Consider the following 19,679-nt stretch of genomic DNA (forward strand, 5'->3'; position numbering starts at 1 on the left):
TTAAATTCGAAGGTAAACAACCTTACTCAAAGGTAAACTTTCGGGCGGGCAGTTGGGGGTATAGCGACCTGGGGATCCTTTTTGCGTTGCCAATCACAAAAAATGTTAATTTCACGTTCTCTGGTAAGCGCCAGGGATTCGATGGATTCGAAGTTAACAGAATGCATACAGGCTCCAGAATTTTTGGCAGAGTTTCATTTCAACCGCACTCAAAAATGGAATTAAACTATACCATTTTTTTAAACAAAAATGAGTTTGAAATTCCGGCGCCTTTACTACCAGCTTTTGTGCCTTTAGCATCTGGTGCCAAACGAAAAGACAAGCGTTTGGATCAGGCCCTGTCTTTAAAACTGGGAAGTCTTTCCGAAGAAAATAAACTGCTTAATGCCAGTTTGTTTTTTTCAACTATTCAGGAACAGTCGATTGCAGACTCGGTTGCATTTAATCCCAGAAACATGACTTTCGGCACAAGAATTCAACAGCAAATAATTGCAGGTAATCATCTTTTTGGTTTCGGAGGAGAATTTAAAACAGATGACCTCTCCAGTCCTCGATTAGGAGATCACACTGATAAGTTTGGACGGGTCTTTATTCAGGATGATTTTCTTTTGGCCGATAAATGGCGCCTGGGATTACAACTGAACTTAGAGAGGAAAAACGATTATCCAATTGGGTTTAACCCTGCTGCGTTTCTCTATTATGAACCTACAGAAATCAACAAAATTTGGATGGGTGTCCGGAGGGCGCGGCGTTACCCAAGCTTTGTGGAACGCTTCTGGCCAACCTCGGGTTTTCGTGGAGAACCCGAACTCTCGGCTGAAAGAAGTTCGATTTTTGAATTAGGTTTTAGTTTAAATCGCGACGATGTTCAAGTACATGCAGCTGCTTTTGTGCAGCAAGTTGACAGCTGGATAGGAAACGCTTTACTAAAAAATCTCGACGACTTCGGGCCGGTCGATTTAGGTAAACGAACTGTCTTAGGTCACGACTTTAAATTTATCTGGAAATATTTTAAGGGAGGCGAGTTTGGATTTGTTAGCTCTTACTTAACCGTTACCGAACCGGGACCCTCAAAAAGATTGCAGATGCCGGAGATTTCCATTTACAGCTATTTGGACTTAGGCGGTCATATGTTTGAAAATTATGTTTATGTAAATATTAGATTCATTGGCAGAGTTTTTGGAGAAAGATCCGGATTGATTTATGAAAACAACTCATTTTTGCCTTCGACGGTGAATTTGCCCGAGGCTGTAGTTTTCGACAGTCAAATTTCTTTTCAATTCTCAGATGCCCGTTTGTCGATTTCAATGGAGAATCTTTTCGATAAAAAATATCAACTGGTGCCAGGGTTTTTTATGCCGCCTAAAACGTTCCGGTTTGGAATTGTCTGGGAGTTTTGGGATTGACAATAATTTTTTACTTGACATTTAACATTTCTTAGAATATATTAACGTATAATTTCAAACGGACACGGGTATTCTCAGTCTGGCATCTGTCAGATTGTGAATGGAAGCCGGTGAAAATCCGGCGCTGCCCCGCAACTGTAAGCAGCTACGAAAGCCGCAAACAAGCCACTTTTCGAACATGATTGGGAAGGCGCGGTGATTAGGGTGAAGCTGCAAAGCCAGGAGACCTGCCCGTGGAAACCTTCGAGGGAAGGACAAGCTTAAAATCGATAACGGTTAATCCCCGACTTTTTCCTAAGGTTGGGGATTTTTTTTTGAACCTACCCGTGTTCATAAACAACGCTGATTAGGTCAGCCTGTCCTTTTCTTAATTCAATTCTGTTCGTTCGCGAATAGAAAAATTATTCATTTTTTAAAAAGGGAGGCCGTCATGTTTCATCGTTGGATTATTTTTGTTTGTTTTTCATTTGTTCTGCTATTACCCGCCCGTATTTTTCCCCAAACAGGTAAACTAAGCGGTTACGTTCTTGATCATTATTCAGGAAAAGCGTTGCCCGGTACCAATATCGTTATAAAGGAAAAAAATATCGGAGTTGCAGTGGATAATAATGGGTTTTTCATTCTAAACCAAGTTCCTGTCGGTAAAAATGTTGTGGAAATTAGCCGCATCGGATTTGGCTCGATTACTCAAGAAATTGAGATAGGAAATGGTCAAACAGCTATCCTGAATTTCCGCTTAAAGGCAGAAGTGGTTAGATTTAGTGAAGTGTTAGTCACAGCGACTCGGGAAAATGCGTTGCAGAATGAAGTAGCGGTCGCTACCGAAGTTATTTCACGTTTAGAACTTCAAGAGAGCCATTCTCAAAATATCGGGGAGGTTCTTGAGTTTGCAACCGGCGTTTTTGTTAAGAATTACGGTCACATCGGTGCACTAAAAACTGCCTCGATTCGCGGAGCCAGCGAAAATCAGATCCTCATTCTTCTCGATGGACAGCGCTTGAATCTGGCCCAGGGCACTGCTCCGGATTTAAGTGATATTCCATTGCAAGCCATTGAGCGTGTCGAAATCATTCGTGGTGGCAATTCCGCTCTTTATGGCACGGATGCGGTTGGCGGCGTTGTTAATTTGATCACTCGTTCAAACACGGAAAGCAAGCCGTTATCGGGTCAAGTTACAACGACTGCAGGATCTTTTGGGACACGGGTACTTGAAGCAAATTTCGGCCAGAAATTGAATAAGTTTGACTATTTTTTGGCTCATACTTACATCAGCAGCGATGGAGATTTCAGCATTGAAGATTCGCAAGGCAGCTCAGTAAAAAGAACGAACAACGAACTGACTTTGAATGATACGTTTTTTAAAGTTAGATATACCCCAAATTCTGCCAGTCAAATCAGTGGGTTCGTTCAGATTCATGATGCCGACCGAGGCGCACCAGGCCCAACAAGTTTTCCGTCCGAGACAGCTATCCAAAAAGATAAATCGTGGAAGTACAATTTATTCTACCGGCAACAATTTGCTGCAAGGCTTGGCCTAAAAGCCCAAACCTATTTCTATAAATTCAAACAAAATTTTGACGATCCGAATCCAGCTTTTCCTTTCTCAAGTGAACATAAAAATGATGTCTTAGGATTTAATTTTCAATCAAATTGGCGAGCATCAAATTCAAACGAGATCACGGGAGGTTATGAATTTCGGCAAGACAAAATTAACAGTACAGATGTTGCTTTGCAAAAGCGCAGTAACCACAGTGTTTTTTTACAGGATCAAATTCGGTCTTCATTAAAACAAAATTTCGAAATTACTCTCGTGCCTGCACTGAGGTGGGATAAATTTTCTGATCTCGATGAGCAGATCAGTCCCAAGATGGGATTCTCACTTAGATACCTAGCCGGGTTTCAGTTGAATCTTAGAGGCAATTGGGGAAAGTCTTTCCGTGCGCCTTCTTTTAACGATCTTTACTGGCCTGCTGGTCCTTTTGCCGTAGGTAATCCCGATTTAAAACCTGAAAAAGGAATCGGTTATGATTTAGGGTTCCTGCTAAATTTAAAAAGAACCGGGTATTGGGCTTTTGAAGTAAACTATTTCAATTCGAACTTGGAGAATTTAATTATCTGGGGGCCGGATGCGAACTTTGTATTTAGTCCGGAAAACGTGCAAGAGGCGAGCATCAAGGGGTTTGAATCGAGACTAAGCTACAGTGATCCAAATGATATCGCCCATCTGAATTTAGATTATACTTATCTCGATGCCGAGGATGCGGTGAACAATAATCAGTTGATTTATCGACCCAAGCATCAACTAAAGGCTGAATTGATTGTGAGTATCAAGCAAATTCGAGTGAAAGGTGGGTTTAGATTCCTGGGGAAAAGATTTACTAACGCCGATAACTCAAGCTTGCTAGACTCGCATAGTTTAGTTGATATTGGAGCCGCTTGGAATCAACCTTTTAATGTTGGTAATTTCAAGATTAAGATAGCAATGCGGAACATCTTTGATAAACAAATAAAAGTTATTGACGGTTTTCCTGCACCCGGACGTGAACTGCGATCCAGTGTGGGTTTTACATTCTAAAATGTTTCAGGGGTTTCCCAACAATGAACTTTAAGTAGGGTATCGCAGTGGCTTCCGACACTGCGATACTTGAGCCGGTGGCTGAGGCCACCGGCCTACCCGCTTGCATTTAAGATTTATCTCAACAAAAACACAAAATGAAAATCGTTTCGCTCTTACCCAGTGCAACCGAAATTGTTTATGCGCTTGGCTTAGGTGAGCAGCTTTTGGCGGTCACACACGAATGTGACTATCCGTCTGGAGCCACCGAGAAGCCGGTAATTACTTCAAGTGTTTTAGAGCATTCGCATAGTTCGAGTCTACAAATACACAAAGGCATTACCGGCTTGGTTCATGAAGGAAAAAGCATTTACCATTTGAATGAAAAACTGCTTGCTGAAATTAAACCGGATTTGATTTTGACACAAGAACTATGTGATGTTTGTGCAGTTTCTTATAACATTGTCTTTGAGGCAGCAAAAATTTTGGAGGGCGAGGAGGAAATTATTTCTCTGGAACCGCATTTTTTTCGAGATATTTTGTCAAACATTTTGCTGGTTGGAGAAAAGACAGGAAAGAATCAGCAAGCTAAACAGTTAATTGAATCGTTTGAGCAAAGAATTGCTTTTGTAGAGGATAAAACCAGCAAACTAACTGCTCCCCGCAAAGTTTATTGCATGGAATGGATCGATCCGCCGTTTGCTGCCGGCCACTGGATTTCCGAAATGGTATCGATTGCCGGCGGCAGAGAAGAGTTGGCCGTTAAGGGAAAGCCATCCGTGCAAATTGAGTGGCAAGATGTGGTTGATTACGCCCCGGAGATTCTTGTTTTCATGCCCTGCGGGTTTGGTTTAGAAAAATCGATTGCAGAAGCAAAGCAGGTTCAAAGTTGGCCGGGCTGGTCAGATCTCCCTGCTGTGCAAAAAGATCAAGTTTATGCGGTAGACGGCTCCTCATTTTTTAACCGGCCGGGTCCAAGGCTAGTCGATGGCCTCGAAATTCTTGCTCAAATACTCAATCCGGAGATTTTTTCTTCTATTTCACAGCAGCAAAATTACCAAAAAATACCTTTCGCCTGATAACCGTTCATATGTTTGGATTTCTACCATTTAATCTGCATAAATTATACCCTAAAATTATTGAATCAACTCAGTTAGAACATAAGCAGGTAATTGTGATAGTATATAGGATTAAAAAACCGGCTCCTTTTTGACTAACGTATTTTTTACATGCAAAATGTTACTATACTTTAACTGCGTTTCAACAAATATTACTTGACTATCAAGTTTATAAATTGTATTTTTTTGGTAAAAGTGAACGGTTTCTGACCACCTCGATTACGATTTCAAATTGTTTTATTACCTATAAATTTGAAAAAAACTTCAATGAAAACACCGGTTGAATTGTTTGACTGTGAACTCATTTCTTCTTTTTTTTAGGAGTGAGTTGTTTAAAGATGAGATGAGTGAACCCACCGAAATAGTCCAACACGGTTACTATGTTAGTCCCAAGCGCTGCAGAAAATTCAAAACCTACTGACTATTTCAAAATTTAACTAAAAGTGAGCACAAGCGAGCATGCCTAGCAGCAGGATACTGGTTGTCGATGATGTCCCGGTAAATATTCAATTACTCGTTACCTATCTTGCTGCTGAAGGCTATGATGTCGTTTCGGCCAAAGATGGGCACGATGCGATGAAAGCGGTTAAGGAGCATCAGCCGGATTTGATTTTACTCGATGTTATGATGCCCAAAATGAATGGCTTTAAAGTCTGCGAAGTAATTAAATCTGATGACGCTACTAAATTTATTCCGGTGATTCTGGTGACGGCGCTTAACGAATTGGAAGATAAAGTTAAAGGCATGAATTCCGGAGCTGATGACTTTTTGGCCAAACCGTTTAACAAATTAGAACTGCTTGTTAGAGTCCGTTCGCTATTGCGGATTAAGCATTTGCACGACGAGCTTCAGGAAAAAGTTATTGAGCTGCAAAGAACAAAAGAAGAATTGCGTCAGCTTGCTATTACAGATGGATTGACCGGTTTATATAATTATCGTTACTTCAAAGAGCAGTTGCTGCAGGAGTTAAAACGGGCGCAACGGCACAGTTTGAACATATCCGTTGTGATGATCGACATTGATCACTTTAAACAATATAATGATAAAAATGGCCACCCTGCCGGCGACGTTGTCCTGAAAGACATTGCGCGATTACTTAGAGACAATATTCGAAATATTGACCTGGCAGCAAGGTATGGCGGTGAAGAATTTTCCCTCATTCTCATTGAAACTGATAAACCGTCGGCAAAAATTGTATCTGAAAAAATAAGAAAGCTTGTCGAAGACTATGGTTTTGCTTATGAAAGTTCTCAGCCGGACGGTAAGCTGACCATAAGTACCGGTGTTGCAACATTCCCGGAAGACGGCGAAGATTTCGATACTTTGGTCAGTAAAGCAGATCAACGATTATATCGTGCCAAAGAGGCGGGCAGGAACCTTATTTTTGTAGATTCATAGAGAGGTTGATGAAATTTCCATTTATAAAAAGACCTTCAATTTTTAAGAAGTTATTTCTTTTAACATTTCTTGTTGCTGCAGTTCCAATTGGATTGTCCTGGATTTATTTTATCTACGTGGGCACCGGCCTGGACAGCCAGGTTGATTTGCCCTTTGTCTATTACGGACTATTTATGTTGACTCTGTGTTTGGCTGTCATTGGCGCTTATTACTTTAGCAGGCAAATCAGCCGTCCTATTACTCAGTTCAAAAATAGCGCCCTTGAAATTGCTCGCGGTAATTTCGACCATAAAATTTCAATAGATTCTGATGACGAAATAGGCAAACTGGCCAAAATTTTTGATTATATGACCGAGGAATTTCGCAAGCAGCATATTCAGGGAAGTCTGTCTCAGAAAAAGCAAATTGAGACGATTCTTCAGGAAATCGGGGATGGCGTTATTGTTACGGATGCGAATAATAAGATCCTGCGAATCAATTCAGTTGCAATTAAGTGGTTTAATTTGGATGAAAATAGCGAAAAAAAACCTCTTCGGGATTTAATTGAAGACGAAACATTGGTTAAATGTATAGATGAAATTGGCAGAAATAGCAAAAAGAAAAGTGCAACCATCGAGATAACTACGTTACCGCTGGGTGAAACTAAACCCATAATTCTGCAAGCGTTGGCTTCCCGAATTGAAGACGACGAGGGCGTCGGAGCAGAAATGAATAACACGGAAGGGCTGATTGGTGTGGCGACGATTTTTCGGGATATTACCCGGGAAAAAGAAATAGATCGTTTAAAGACCGAATTGGTCTCTCTGGTTGCACATGAGCTCAGATCCCCGCTCACTTGTATTTCCGGCTTTAGTGAATTGCTCCTGGATGAAACCATCACCCGCGATCAATCCGAGGAATATGCTTCCATTATCCTTAAGGAATCAAATCGTTTAAGTGAGCTGATAAACAAGTTTCTGGATATTTCAAAAATTGAGGCTGGAAAAAGCCAGATTAGAAAAACTCCCGTCGATATAAAGATGCTGGTTGAAAAAGTACTGGATTTTAATTCTCAATTGGCTGACAGAAAGAAAATTAGTGTTACTTTAGAAGTGCCGTCGGAGGTCACGACGATTTACATCGATCGGGATATGATGGAACAAGCAATTTTGAATGTATATTCAAATGCAATTAAATACAGCGCTGAAAAAGCCCACGTGACCGTACGGATCACTGAAAGTGAAGAGGAAATCCAAATCGGTATTGAAGATACGGGATTTGGTATTTCGGAGGAGTCGCTCCCACATATTTTTGACAAATTTTATAGAATCACTGATGACGAAAAAGTTCGAGATATCGCTGGCTCCGGATTAGGACTTTCATTAGTTAAGGAAATTGTAGAAATACACGGGGGTCTAATTAGGGTTAAGAGCAAGCTGGGTCAGGGGTCAACATTTACCGTCATTCTTCCCAAAAACAAACAAATGACAGAAGAGGAAAATATTGCTGAGCAGATGGCTGGTTAACATAACTCAGGTGTTTATTTAGCGCCGCGCCCATGGATAATAACAAAAAGATAATTCTACTTGTGGATGATGATCCTGATATGCTTGAAATTGGCGGCATTATTGTTAAGCGAGCCGGATATGGGTGCATCCCCGCTATGTCCGGAGAAGAGGGATTGGCCTCTCTAATCCAAAACAAGCCGGATCTGGTCATACTGGATTATATGATGCCTAACATGAATGGGTTTGAGTTTTTCCAGCAACTCAGGCAAAATTCAAAATACAAAATTGTGCGGGATACGCCAGTTATTCTATTAACGGCTGCTTCTGAGAAAGAGACAGAACGACAGAAGTTGTTCGAGTTAGGATTAAGCAATTTCCTATTGAAACCTTTTGGCAATCGCGAGTTGTTAAATATTATCGATAATGTCTTAATTCAACATGAGCTACGTTTAAAAAATAAGGAGTTGCAAGAGCAGGTTAAGCGCATAGAATACAAATACCAGGACTTGATTGAGAATGCTAGTGATTTAATCTTCACCTTAGATGTGCAGGCGAAGTTTGTTTTCATCAACAGACGCATGGCCACAATTTGTAAACAACATAGAGAAGATTGGATCGACAAGAGTTTTTTTGATATTATTGTTGTCGAGGATCGGGAAGAGGCCGCAGCGAAAGTAAAGAAAACCATAGAAGGTCGGTCAAGAATTTTTGAAGTTCGGATTAAAAGCGAAAAGGGCAAATATATTTACCTTTCCATTAACATAAATCCAATATTCGAAAAGGGAGAAATTGTAGGATGTGTCGGTATTGCTCGGGATATCACCGAAAAGAAACAGCTAGGCCAGGAAATTGTTGAATTAAAAAATTTCAATGAGAGCATAATACAAAGTATAAGTTCAGGTTTAATTACAGTTGATCTGCATCATAAGATAACCTCTTTTAACCACAGTGCTGAAGAAGTGTTGGGATATCCGGAAATTGAGGTCATTGGCAAACCCTTAAATGAAGTTTTTGCAAAGGAAGATTGCGAAAAATTACTGTCAAACATGGATGAGCCGGATAGAGAGCTTTTGAACCGTGAGATGCCGCTGACTGCCAAAGACGGCAATCGGGTTTATATCGGTTTTACCGTTACGCCAAGAATCGACACGCAAAATCGGCGGGTTGGCTCGATAATTTCTTTTAAGGACATTACGCAAATAAAACAGATGCAGGTCGAAGTTCAGAGGATGGATAGGTTGGCATCTATGGGGGTTCTGGCTTCAGGAATTGCCCATGAAATCAGAAACCCTCTCGCCGGTATCAAAACTATCGCCCAAACATTAGAGGAAGATATCGAGCCCGATGATTCCCGTCGTGAATATGTCTCCCGTATTGTTCGGCAAGTCAACCGGATGGATGATTTACTTAAGACAATCTTTTCTTATGCAAAACCCCGCCAGCCAAAAAGAAATTTGCACCGGTTCCAGGAAATAGTACAGGAAGTTGTTGCTTTATTGGAGAATCGAATGCGGGCACAATCTGTTAAATACATTGAAGCCTATCATTCTGATTTGCCCTTGGTTCATGTTGATTTTCATCAATTAGAACAGGTATTTGTAAATTTGTTTCTAAATGCCTTAGATGCCATGCCCAAAGGGGGCGAGTTAAAGCTCGAGGCCTATCCAAAAATAACGACGCTATGCCGTGTCGATCGGCGTGGGCGTTCTTTCTCGGTTCAAAACAAGAGCTCTCTGTACACCGAGGTCAGCATAACCGATACCGGAGAGGGAATTGATTCGAGTAACCTGAATTCGATTTTCAATCCATTTTTCACCACCAAACCTCAGGGCTCTGGTTTGGGGTTGTCAATTGTTTATAGAATTATGTCGGAACATCAAGGAGATATCCAGGTAGGCACCACCACAAATAACGGTACGACATTTAAGCTCCTGTTACCTACGGAGGGATAAGATTTATGTCTAAGGGAAACATACTAATAGTCGAAGATAACGAAGATTTAGGCCTAACTCTGGCTGACGTTTTGAGAAAAGAAAGCAACAAAGTCAGCATTGCCTTAACCGGCGAGCATGCTTTGTCTGTCCTTCAAAAAGAGATAATCAACTTGGTTCTTTTGGATATTAAACTTCCCGACATTAATGGTATAGAGCTGCTTCAAAAAATTAAAGAGAAGGACCCGGATATTCTGGTAATTATGATAACTGCACTAACCGACGCTAAACCCGCGATAGACGCCATGAAAATGGGCGCCTATGATTATTTGATGAAGCCGTTTGAATTGGATGAGCTTAAGATCGATGTGGCAAAAGCTCTGGAGACTCAGGATCTCAAAAGAGAGGTGACCCGACTCAAGAGCCAGCGCAAAGAGGCATTTCCAGACAATGAGCTTTTTGGAGAAACGGAACCGATACGCGAACTCAAGAAGCTGATTCATATCGTCGCATCAACACCGAAGACCTCTGTTTTGATTCAAGGTGAAAGCGGCACGGGAAAAGAGCTGGTTGCAAATGCTATTCATAACTGGAGCCAGCGTAAAGATAAGCCGCTGGTTAAAATCAATTGCAGCGCGATTCCGGAAACTCTTCTGGAGAGCGAGCTGTTTGGTCATGAAAGGGGTTCGTTTACTGATGCCAAAACTCTCAAAAAAGGCATCTTTGAAATGGCCAACAACGGCACGATTTTTTTAGATGAAATTTCCAGCATGCAGATGTCCATTCAACCGAAACTTTTGCGCGTACTCGAAACCCAGTCTTTTCGGAGAATCGGCGGGACTTCAGACATCCAGATCGACGTGAGAATAATTGCCGCCACAAATAGAAATCTTGAAGATTGCATTGAGAAGCAGATTTTCAGGGAAGATTTATATTACCGACTGAAAGTGATGGTCATAAACATTCCACCGTTGCGGGAAAGGCAGGAGGATGTCATTCCGTTAGCTATGTTGTTTATTGAGCGAAACAACAAAGAAATTGTCAAAGAGATAAAAGGCATCTCTCCCGAAACTCAGGAGCGCATGCTGAAATACAACTGGCCAGGCAATGTTCGGGAACTTAAAAATGTGATCGAAAGAGCGGTTATTTTATGTGGCGAGGATAAACTCCAGTTAGACCATCTGCCGGAACTGCGAGATGGCGTTTCGAGACTAGGACCTTCCAAGGAATTTTCTTCCTTTTCAAGCGACGACGACTCCTTAGAAGCAATGGAGAAACAGCATATTTTTAGAATGCTGGAAAAATATAACGGCAACAAGTCTCAAACTGCCCGAAACCTGAGCATCTCTCGTTCAACTCTTCGCGAGAAAATGAAAAACTACGGCATCGCTTGATTGGATTGGCCTAAAATCGGCCATCTGCTTGAGATTTCTTCAGCTTTTTTACCTTCCTAAATCTTCTATTTTTTTATTCTTATTAAGCATTTCGAGAGTTGTAAAAATTTCTTATTGAGTTAAGGTTTTGATTTTCTTTGACGAAACTATTTTGAGAGGTTTTCTCTCTATAAACTTTGAGCGAAAACAGATCAACACGTAAAAAATGGTACGGCCTTTGCTTTAATGATGCCAAAATAAGTTTATCAGAAATGACCAACTAAAGGAATGTTATGGGAGAGGTTATCGCCATTTCCAGCCAGAAAGGTGGTGTTGGCAAAACGACAACAGCAGTAAATTTAGGCGCAAGTCTGGCCCATCTGGGGCATCGTGTCTTATTGATCGATATGGATCCCCAGGGAAGTGTTTCGGCAAGTTTCGGTCACAATCGTTATGATATCGTTGCCGGAATTATAGACATTTTTATTGAAGAGGTTCCAGTTTCAAAAGCAATTCATGCGACCGGGCAAGATAATTTTGATTTTATCCCCACAAATTTATGGGCAGATGAAAGCGAAAAAAGAAAGTTAATTGGAATTGCTCCGAAAATACAATTAAAAAAGGTTTTGGAACCCATTAAAGAAGACTACGATTTTATTCTGATTGATTGTCCGCCGTCTGTCGGAAATTTGACTTTTAATGCCCTGACAGCGGCCGACTCGATAATTATTCCAATCCAGTGCGAATACTACGCTCTCAAAGCTCTGGGACGCTTCCTGAAGCTCACCAGAATTATTAAAAATGAGTTGAATCCAAATTTAAGATACCGCGGTTTTTTGTTGACTATGGTGGATATACGAAATAAGCTCACTAATATAGTAATCGAAAAAATCCGGTGTACATTGCAGGGATTGGTTTTTGACACCATGATTCCAAGAAACATTAGGTTGGCCGAAGTTCCTTACCGCGGCGGTGCTGTGATAACCTTTGACAAAAGCTGCAAGGGTGCACAAAGCTATTTAGATTTAGCGAACGAGGTCCTCGACCACAAAGTAAGAACCGTGGTAACCGCTGAAGAGTCTGAGAAAATAAACGTTGTAGAGGGAGTCTAATATTGCCTACGATTCTTTTAGTTGAAGATGATACTAACACTCGTTTTGGACTTGCAGAGATTTTAACAAGTGAAGGCTACGACGTCGTATTAGCGGAGGATGCTGAGGAAGCCCTTGAAAAGGTAGACTGGGAAACCGACTTGCTATTATCAGATTTACAACTTCCCGGGATCTCTGGTTTGGCGTTGTGGAATCAAGCGAGGCAGCGGTACCCGGAGTTGGTTTCAATCATTATGACTGCATTTAACACTCCCGAAAATAAATTGCAAGCGGAGGATTCAGGGGTTTTCTCTTTTCTCAACAAGCCTTTGAATATTGATCAGTTGTTATCAGCAATAGAGAACGCACTGCTTCAAAATAAATTAAATGGGCGACATATTTTGATAAAGGCACTGTGATTGAATCGTGATTCATTTGAGTTCTTTTTAAATCGGAAGGAGGTAACGGTTTTGATAGTTTCATTTTTGGTTTCTATGTTTAAGAAGGCTTTATTTATGGGTCTCATGGTTTTGATGTTCGTATCAGTGATGAGTTTTACCCACAATAATAGCTTAAAACTGCAGAAGGAACGCGAGACGCTCAGCGAAATCACGCGCGAGGTGCTGAACTATCAAGGGACTGTCAAGACAGAAAGTTTCCGAAAAAATGCCATCAACAAAATTATTGGCATCATTGACAGATATAATCGCACAATGAGTAGCAGCTTGAAATATGACATTGCCAGAGAAATCCAAAAGATGAGTGTTAAATATTCAAATTTGGATATCAATCTCATTTGTGCAACCATTACTCATGAAAGCGCGCGAAGTTGGCGGCCGGAAGTGGTGTCCCCGGCAGGAGCTTTGGGGTTGATGCAAATTATGCCATATACCGGGAAACATCTTGTCAAGCATGAAGGGATTAAGTGGACGTCTTCTAAGGAAGTTCTATTTAACCCGATTACCAATATAAGAATAGGCTGCCGTTATCTTTCCATGTTGGTTGAGCTTTACAATGTTGATGGCGGCCTTGCGGCCTATAACGGCGGGCCAAGACGAGCCAAAAAATGGATTACCAGCGGGCGCAATTATGACGTTTTGCTGGAAGAAACCCGGTATTATGTACCCGCAGTTTTGGAATTATATGATCATTATAAAAGCAGAACTTTGTTAGATTAGGTTTAAGTTAAGATATGCCAGTAAAACCGAACGAGTTGTCAATAGATCATTTTCGTACCGAGCTGATAAATCGTTTTTTCCATTCTGAGAGTTACTTTTTACATTGTTTTGGCCACCACCTTCAGGCTTTCCTGGATGAGGGAGGCAACTCAAACAAGAATGAGTATCTGCTCGTCGGAAATTTGATGGATAAACTCGTCGCTTCTCAGAATGTCACTTCCGAATTCGAATCAATTTTAGCGCTGCAAGGTTTTGAAGAGTTCAAGGAAAGGCTCTCAAATGGAATTCAATACCTCTACGAGTCCGACCTGGAACCTGAAAAAATGAAAATCGAGATCGAGAGTCTGGCGCAATCGATGTTCGGCAGTGCAGTAGCTGCTTTTCAAAATGAAGAAAGCAATCATGAAATAAAAAGCCTGCTTGGGATTAATCTCATACCGGCAGATAGTGTAGATGTGTTAGAGTTACAGGAGCCATCTTCTGAAGGACCAGGATTAACGGAGTCAGAATTCTCAATGGAAGAGACAGACGGCATGGATGCCATTCCTCGGAACCAATTTGAAGAAAAGGATTTTCTTCTACCTGTGGATGAGGGCAAGGACGCGAACCCTGATGAACTGGAAGTTGGTTTGGTTGAAGAAGATGGCTCTCGTAACTCTGCCCATGACGATGTTATCCTGATTAATAGTGAAGTAAGTCAGAAACCCGCAAGTGTTGATGAGGCCTTTCATTTGGCTGTGGGAAACCAAGTTAATGAATTACAGAATAAAATTGACCTTCTGAGCTCCGAGAACCATAACAGCAACAGCTTGCAGAAGTGTGATGAAATTTTTGAAAATATTCTTTCCAGTTCGATGATTTGTGGTTTTGACGCGGTTGAAGAAGTCGCTGCGCAAGCAAGAAGATTTTTAGCGAACCTAAGCAGACAGTCAAATTTTGACGGCTGTCTTGCAATCTCACTGCTGACAGAAACAGTCAGCGTTCTTAAGATGATTTTGGAAAACGACCCGGATAACGTTGACGAACAAGCAATTTCGAATCTTTCTCAAAACCTTCTGAACCCGAATACAGTTGTCCCTACCAAAGAAGACGCTTCCGTAGCGCCAAAACCAAATAAAGAAAAGAATGATGAGCCGGTTAATTCTGGGCACTCCAATCTTGATGAATTTAAACTACCTGGCGAGGATGAGATTTTTAGTTTAATTAGCGAAATATCTGGAAATAGTCCACTTCAACAAGGAGTGGATATGCCTCCGAAATCGTCACCAGAGCCAGAGCCTGAAATTAGTGCTGACGTCATGCAGGCTGAACCTGAGGACTTACTTTCAAGTTATAAGCAGCAGGCGGAGCTTTATTTTAAGGTAATTGAGCAAGCGCTGAATCTTCTTGAGGGGCAACCCGGCCATAAAACCGCTCTCAAAGATATTGAGCTCGCTTGCAAATCGCTCTACGAGCTTTTAATGAAAATGAACCTGGATTCCATCGCTAAAACACCTGCACTTATGTCCAAATTAATCAATAGCATAATAAGCAATAGATATTCGCTGTCCACACACGAGCATAGCTTAATCAAAAATTCACTCAAAGATTTTCATGATATTGCCAACGTAGTTGATACGGAAAGACGAGAGTTTAAGGAAAACCTCGCTTCACTACAATCTTTGAATTCAAAAATTAAAATGAGCCAATCTCCATTACCCGATGCCAGAACGATAGACAAATTTTAAAGAAGATAAAGTTTTATTCGCATTACATCATGATGATATGGTTAGTACAATGGCAAACAAAATTAAGACTGAAATAGATAAGCAACTGGAAGCAGTTCTCAGTTCACATAAAACCAAAATTCGTATTGTCGGTACAGGTGGGGGAGGAAACAACACGGTCACCCGGTTAGTTGAAGTCGGCATTAGTGAGGTTGACGTAATTGCCGTAAATACGGATGCCCAGGACTTGCTCTATGCCAAAGCTGATCACAAGGTTTTGATTGGCAAAAACATTACCCATGGCCTGGGAGCTGGCAGCGATCCTCAAAAAGGTGAAGATTCAGCGAAAGAAAACATTGAGGAACTGGAGGAAGTTCTCTCTGACAGCGATATGGTTTTTATCACCTGCGGACTGGGCGGGGGCACAGGAACAGGTTCAGCTCCGGTCATTGCTGAGATTTCCAAGAGATGTGGGGCACTGACCATAGCGGTGGTAACATTGCCATTTAGCGACGAAGGCGTTATTAGATGGGAAAATGCTCGAAAAGGCCTCGAACAGTTACAGAATAACGTTGATACGGTCATTGTCGTTCAGAACGACCTGCTATTAGATTTAGTTCCGGATATGCCCCTGAATGCTGCTTTTAAATTTGCAGACGAAATTTTAGTGAATGCGGTTAAAGGAATCACCGAGCTGGTGACCGAGAAGGGCCTGGTAAATCTGGACTTTGCCGATGTGAAAACCATCATGCAAGGCGGCGGACTTGCGATGATCGGTTTGGGAGAAACAGATTCGCAAGAAAACATCGAAGAAGCAGCCAAGAAAGCGCTGGAAAATCCGCTGCTAGATATCGATATTACTGGCGCGAAGAGCGCGTTGATTAACATAACCGGCGGTCAAGATATGTCTTTGAAGTCAGCGAAAACCATTATGAAGACAGTTGCCGAGCAATTAGATCCATCTGCGAAAATTATTTGGGGAACCCGAATCGACGAATCTATGGGGCAGTCCCTGAGAGTGATGCTCATCGTGACCTGCTTGAAATCCGGCCAACCCTCGACCTCTGGGAAGGAAACCCGGCCGAGCTTCGAAATAAGTGACGAAACGTCTTCCCAAGATGAAGCCGAAGAGGTTCAAGTGGTTGAAAATTCAGACACAGCTTCGCAGCATCCTTCCAAATCTCAAAAAGTATTTTCCGAAATTTTCATGGAAGAGACAGAAACGGACATTTCAGTCCTGGAAGAAGCGATTAATAACTTAGCTGTAGAAAGTGGTGAGAACGAGAAACATCTTAGTGACATTAGCACCTCTGCTTCATCTATTTACAGTTCATCTGAATTGTTTGATTATGACAAAATATCAGAGTTCGCAGAACTTTTGGGAGAAGTTACTAAAGATGCATTAAATGGTAAACTCAATCTTTCTGAAGACGTCATAGAATTATTTCAACAAATGCCTTCAGCGTTAAGAAGTGCCACGAAAGGAGATGGAAAAGACCTCGAAGAGATAAAGCAAAGTATTCTGAAGTTACTGGACTCGATTATTCAATCGCGCGACACCGATTCGGCTCCGGATTTTGAATCCACTGATGAAGAGCCTGAGATTCTTAATGAATCCGAAGCTCAGGAAGAGGAAGTTGAGGATCTTGAGCATACAAATGTTCGTGAAACGGTAAAATACTTTGATAAACTGCTTTAATTTCAGCTGCTAATATTGAAAGCATGAACTCGTCAAGTATGCAGGATCCCTCATTGCAAAAACCTTATGTTCGCAAGGTAATGCGAGGTTTAAAAAAGATAAGGATTGCCCTTGCCAGGGTTCATGACAACCCGAACAATCGCGATGCTTGTATTGAAATTCGGAACACAGCCCAATCAATTTCCGAACTTGCAATGATACATGGGTATCACGGCGTCGAAAGCATCGCGCGCAAGATTTATACCTCATTTAAGCGGTCCAAAATTAAATCAGATCCTGATTTTCTTTACAAAATCGAACTCGCTGTCAAAGGCATTCAACGTGTGGTGGGAATGGAAGACGGGATAGAGAGTAAATTGACCATTGAAAAGGTAACTCGGGGCGCGAAAGAGGTCTCTAAACAAATCTCAAGTCTCGATGAGCTTAGTGAAGAGCAGCGCCAAATGGTTGAATTGGAAAGTGACGCGAAACTTTTATTTGATATAAAAGAGAGCGATTTTTTAAACAATATTCCAGGTGTACCCATCTCAAAAAATATAAAAACCGATCTTAAGATCAACCCGAACCGGCAAGATACCTTCCTGAGCAGATAAATAAAATCGTCTCATAACACCTCCGACGCCAGCTTTTCAATCGAAAGGCTGGCTTTTTATTTGTAAGTCAATTATGGCCGTAGACCTATTTGACAGGTTCAACTTCGAATATCTTTGAACTATCGTCTAACATTTAGAAAACGGTTGATTTTTTCACCGAAATTTATTAAAATGGCTTAACTAAAATCATATTTGGAGAATTTTGGAGACTAAATGCACAAAAAAGTTATTGGCGAAGCGTTAACTTTTGATGATGTTTTGCTGGTACCGGATTATTCCGAGGTTTTGCCCAAAGAAACAGATACCCAAAGCTGGTTAACTAAAACCATTCAACTAAATCTGCCTTTAGTTGCGGCGGCGATGGATACGGTAACAGAATCCGGGCTGGCGATTGCTCTCGCCCGTGAAGGAGGCATTGGGATTATTCATAAAAACATGTCGATTCAGCAGCAGGTAGAAGAAGTGGATCGCGTGAAACGCTCGGAAAGCGGCATGATTTACAACCCGATTACTTTAACACCGGTACACAAAGTTAAAGAAGCCATGTCGCTCATGAACCGGTATAAAATTTCAGGCATCCCCATTGTCGAAGGATCAAAATTGGTGGGCATTTTAACCAACCGCGATTTGAGATTTGAAATCGATACTGAATTGGAAATTAAACAGGTGATGACAAGCGGTAATTTAGTGACGGTTCCGGCCGGCACTACCTTAGAACAAGCTGAGAAGATTCTGCAAAAAAACCGCATTGAAAAACTCCCGGTGGTCGATGGCGATAATAATCTTAAAGGTTTAATCACAGTGAAAGACATCCAGAAAAAGCGCCTTTACCCAATGGCTGCGAAAGATGGGCACGGGCGGCTGCGAGTCGGCGCTGCTGTCGGTGTTGCAAACGATACTCTGGAACGAGTACAGGCGCTGGTTGACGTGCAGGTAGACGTTATTGCAATTGATACGGCTCACGGACATTCAAGAGGTGTGATTGAAACGGTAAAACGGGTCCGGCAGAAATATCCAAAAGTGCAAATTATAGCCGGGAACGTTGCGACAGGTGAAGGGGCGCGTGCTTTGATTCAAGCCGGGGCCAATGCTATAAAAGTTGGCATGGGACCGGGCGCAATTTGTACCACTCGCGTAGTTGCGGGCATTGGTATGCCGCAGATCACGGCAATTATGAATTGCGCCGAAGTCTGTCAAGAACATCAAATTCCCCTAATTTCAGATGGCGGGGTTAAACAGACCGGTGACATTCCGAAAGCGATCGCAGCGGGTGCGGACACAGTTATGATTGGTAACTTGTTTGCCGGGACCGAAGAGAGTCCTGGTGAAAAAATTTACTTAGGCGGCAGAAGTTTTAAACTTTACAGGGGTATGGGTTCTCTTTCCGCAATGCAGCAAGGGAGCAAGGACAGGTATTTTCAGGAGGGAGAGAAGGATTTGCGAAAATTAGTTCCCGAAGGAATCGAAGGCCGGGTGCCTTATCGTGGAAAACTGAGTGAGGCAGTCTATCAAATGGTTGGTGGTCTAAAAGCGGCCATGGGGTACTGTGGCACAAATAATATTGAAGAACTTAAGAAGAAAGGTCAGTTTGTTAAGATTACCGGTGCCGGTTTAATGGAGAGTCATCCTCACGATATCGTCATTTCCCGGGAAGCCCCGAATTATAATATCGATCGAATTCAATAAAAAAGAAACCGGGGTTGCAAGCCTCTACCGGGATTAGGGGGAGTTACCGGTTGAGACACGCGTGCCCGGTTTCATATATTTTTATTTAAAAAGGAGAGCTAAAGATTGTTGACAAAGATGGTTAGTCGTGATTTTTGATTTGCCGCTTTATTGCGATGAATAATCCGTTTTGAAGCAAGTTTGTCCAGCAAAGATGAAGTGCGTGGTAAAATCTTTTCTGCATCCTCCTTTGTTTTTGAAGAAAGCACATCTTTGATTGTTGATTTCAGCATCGACTTGTAATGCCGATTGCGTTGTCTTGATTTTTCACTTCTCCGAATCCGTCTAACGGATGATGCATAATTAGCCATTTTCCCTAACGTATCTCCTTAATATTCAATTTTTAGTGTCCAAATATACGAAAATAGATCACTTTTGTCAATAGAAAAAACCGAGTCAGTTTTTTTTAGATTTTCTTGA

At 41.6% G+C, this 19,679-nt stretch carries 15 protein-coding genes and 1 riboswitch; of the genes, 14 read left to right on the plus strand and 1 reads right to left on the minus strand.

Annotated features, from left to right (window positions below; translation table 11 throughout):
* Positions 1 to 215 precede the first annotated feature (215 nt).
* The 14 genes from IH879_00005 to guaB all read left to right on the plus strand — a co-directional run bounded on the left by IH879_00005 (position 216) and on the right by guaB (position 19,220).
* A complete protein-coding gene (locus tag IH879_00005) occupies positions 216 to 1,406 on the plus strand; it encodes a TonB-dependent receptor (GenBank protein ID MCH7673314.1) in 1,191 nt (396 codons plus the stop codon).
* A 49-nt stretch (positions 1,407 to 1,455) separates the two neighbouring features.
* Positions 1,456 to 1,656: riboswitch (cobalamin riboswitch) on the plus strand.
* Between the two features lie 180 nt (positions 1,657 to 1,836).
* Positions 1,837 to 3,981: a TonB-dependent receptor gene (locus IH879_00010; GenBank protein MCH7673315.1), complete on the plus strand. Its 2,145-nt coding sequence runs from the start codon at positions 1,837 to 1,839 to the stop codon at positions 3,979 to 3,981.
* Between the two features lie 137 nt (positions 3,982 to 4,118).
* Positions 4,119 to 5,039, plus strand: a complete 921-nt coding sequence (locus IH879_00015; GenBank protein ID MCH7673316.1) for a cobalamin-binding protein — start codon at positions 4,119 to 4,121, stop codon at positions 5,037 to 5,039.
* Positions 5,040 to 5,537: 498 nt separating this feature from the next.
* Positions 5,538 to 6,476, plus strand: coding sequence for a diguanylate cyclase (locus IH879_00020; GenBank protein MCH7673317.1), 939 nt, complete (start codon positions 5,538 to 5,540; stop codon positions 6,474 to 6,476).
* An 8-nt stretch (positions 6,477 to 6,484) separates the two neighbouring features.
* Positions 6,485 to 7,981, plus strand: a complete 1,497-nt coding sequence (locus IH879_00025) for a HAMP domain-containing protein (GenBank protein ID MCH7673318.1) — start codon at positions 6,485 to 6,487, stop codon at positions 7,979 to 7,981.
* Positions 7,982 to 8,013: 32 nt separating this feature from the next.
* Positions 8,014 to 9,915 carry a PAS domain S-box protein gene (locus IH879_00030; GenBank protein ID MCH7673319.1) on the plus strand — a complete coding sequence of 634 codons (1,902 nt, stop codon included), beginning with the start codon at positions 8,014 to 8,016 and terminating at the stop codon, positions 9,913 to 9,915.
* Positions 9,916 to 9,920: 5 nt separating this feature from the next.
* Positions 9,921 to 11,288 carry a sigma-54-dependent Fis family transcriptional regulator gene (locus IH879_00035; GenBank protein ID MCH7673320.1) on the plus strand — a complete coding sequence of 456 codons (1,368 nt, stop codon included), beginning with the start codon at positions 9,921 to 9,923 and terminating at the stop codon, positions 11,286 to 11,288.
* Positions 11,289 to 11,560: 272 nt separating this feature from the next.
* Positions 11,561 to 12,379, plus strand: coding sequence for a ParA family protein (locus IH879_00040; protein MCH7673321.1), 819 nt, complete (start codon positions 11,561 to 11,563; stop codon positions 12,377 to 12,379).
* Positions 12,380 to 12,381: 2 nt separating this feature from the next.
* On the plus strand, positions 12,382 to 12,777 hold the full coding sequence (locus IH879_00045) for a response regulator (protein ID MCH7673322.1): 396 nt from the start codon (positions 12,382 to 12,384) through the stop codon (positions 12,775 to 12,777).
* Between the two features lie 51 nt (positions 12,778 to 12,828).
* Entirely contained in the window at positions 12,829 to 13,536 is a 708-nt protein-coding gene (locus tag IH879_00050) for a transglycosylase SLT domain-containing protein (protein MCH7673323.1), read from the plus strand.
* Between the two features lie 323 nt (positions 13,537 to 13,859).
* On the plus strand, positions 13,860 to 15,263 hold the full coding sequence (locus IH879_00055) for a hypothetical protein (GenBank protein ID MCH7673324.1): 1,404 nt from the start codon (positions 13,860 to 13,862) through the stop codon (positions 15,261 to 15,263).
* Positions 15,264 to 15,300: 37 nt separating this feature from the next.
* Complete coding sequence (gene ftsZ / locus IH879_00060) at positions 15,301 to 16,941, plus strand: cell division protein FtsZ (protein MCH7673325.1); 1,641 nt, start codon at positions 15,301 to 15,303, stop codon at positions 16,939 to 16,941.
* 23 nt (positions 16,942 to 16,964) lie between these two features.
* On the plus strand, positions 16,965 to 17,534 hold the full coding sequence (locus tag IH879_00065) for a hypothetical protein (protein ID MCH7673326.1): 570 nt from the start codon (positions 16,965 to 16,967) through the stop codon (positions 17,532 to 17,534).
* 213 nt (positions 17,535 to 17,747) lie between these two features.
* A complete protein-coding gene (gene guaB, locus IH879_00070) occupies positions 17,748 to 19,220 on the plus strand; it encodes an IMP dehydrogenase (protein MCH7673327.1) in 1,473 nt (490 codons plus the stop codon).
* A gap of 98 nt (positions 19,221 to 19,318) precedes the next feature.
* Here guaB and rpsT read toward each other — a convergent pair whose 3' ends face one another.
* Positions 19,319 to 19,570, minus strand: a complete 252-nt coding sequence (gene rpsT / locus IH879_00075) for a 30S ribosomal protein S20 (protein ID MCH7673328.1) — start codon at positions 19,568 to 19,570, stop codon at positions 19,319 to 19,321.
* Positions 19,571 to 19,679 lie beyond the last annotated feature (109 nt).

Source organism: candidate division KSB1 bacterium, from assembly GCA_022562085.1.
Classification (GTDB): domain Bacteria; phylum Zhuqueibacterota; class Zhuqueibacteria; order Oceanimicrobiales; family Oceanimicrobiaceae; genus Oceanimicrobium.

Bases quoted from the DNA above. Each gene is read 5' to 3' on its own strand.
- IH879_00005 (MCH7673314.1), top strand. From the start codon at position 216: ATGGAATTAAACTATACCATTTTTTTAAACAAAAATGAGTTTGAAATT.
- IH879_00010 (MCH7673315.1), top strand. From the start codon at position 1,837: ATGTTTCATCGTTGGATTATTTTTGTTTGTTTTTCATTTGTTCTGCTA.
- IH879_00015 (MCH7673316.1), top strand. From the start codon at position 4,119: ATGAAAATCGTTTCGCTCTTACCCAGTGCAACCGAAATTGTTTATGCG.
- IH879_00020 (MCH7673317.1), top strand. From the start codon at position 5,538: ATGCCTAGCAGCAGGATACTGGTTGTCGATGATGTCCCGGTAAATATT.
- IH879_00025 (MCH7673318.1), top strand. From the start codon at position 6,485: ATGAAATTTCCATTTATAAAAAGACCTTCAATTTTTAAGAAGTTATTT.
- IH879_00030 (MCH7673319.1), top strand. From the start codon at position 8,014: ATGGATAATAACAAAAAGATAATTCTACTTGTGGATGATGATCCTGAT.
- IH879_00035 (MCH7673320.1), top strand. From the start codon at position 9,921: ATGTCTAAGGGAAACATACTAATAGTCGAAGATAACGAAGATTTAGGC.
- IH879_00040 (MCH7673321.1), top strand. From the start codon at position 11,561: ATGGGAGAGGTTATCGCCATTTCCAGCCAGAAAGGTGGTGTTGGCAAA.
- IH879_00055 (MCH7673324.1), top strand. From the start codon at position 13,860: ATGAAAATCGAGATCGAGAGTCTGGCGCAATCGATGTTCGGCAGTGCA.
- ftsZ (MCH7673325.1), top strand. From the start codon at position 15,301: ATGGTTAGTACAATGGCAAACAAAATTAAGACTGAAATAGATAAGCAA.
- IH879_00065 (MCH7673326.1), top strand. From the start codon at position 16,965: ATGAACTCGTCAAGTATGCAGGATCCCTCATTGCAAAAACCTTATGTT.
- guaB (MCH7673327.1), top strand. From the start codon at position 17,748: ATGCACAAAAAAGTTATTGGCGAAGCGTTAACTTTTGATGATGTTTTG.
- rpsT (MCH7673328.1), bottom strand. From the start codon at position 19,570: ATGGCTAATTATGCATCATCCGTTAGACGGATTCGGAGAAGTGAAAAA.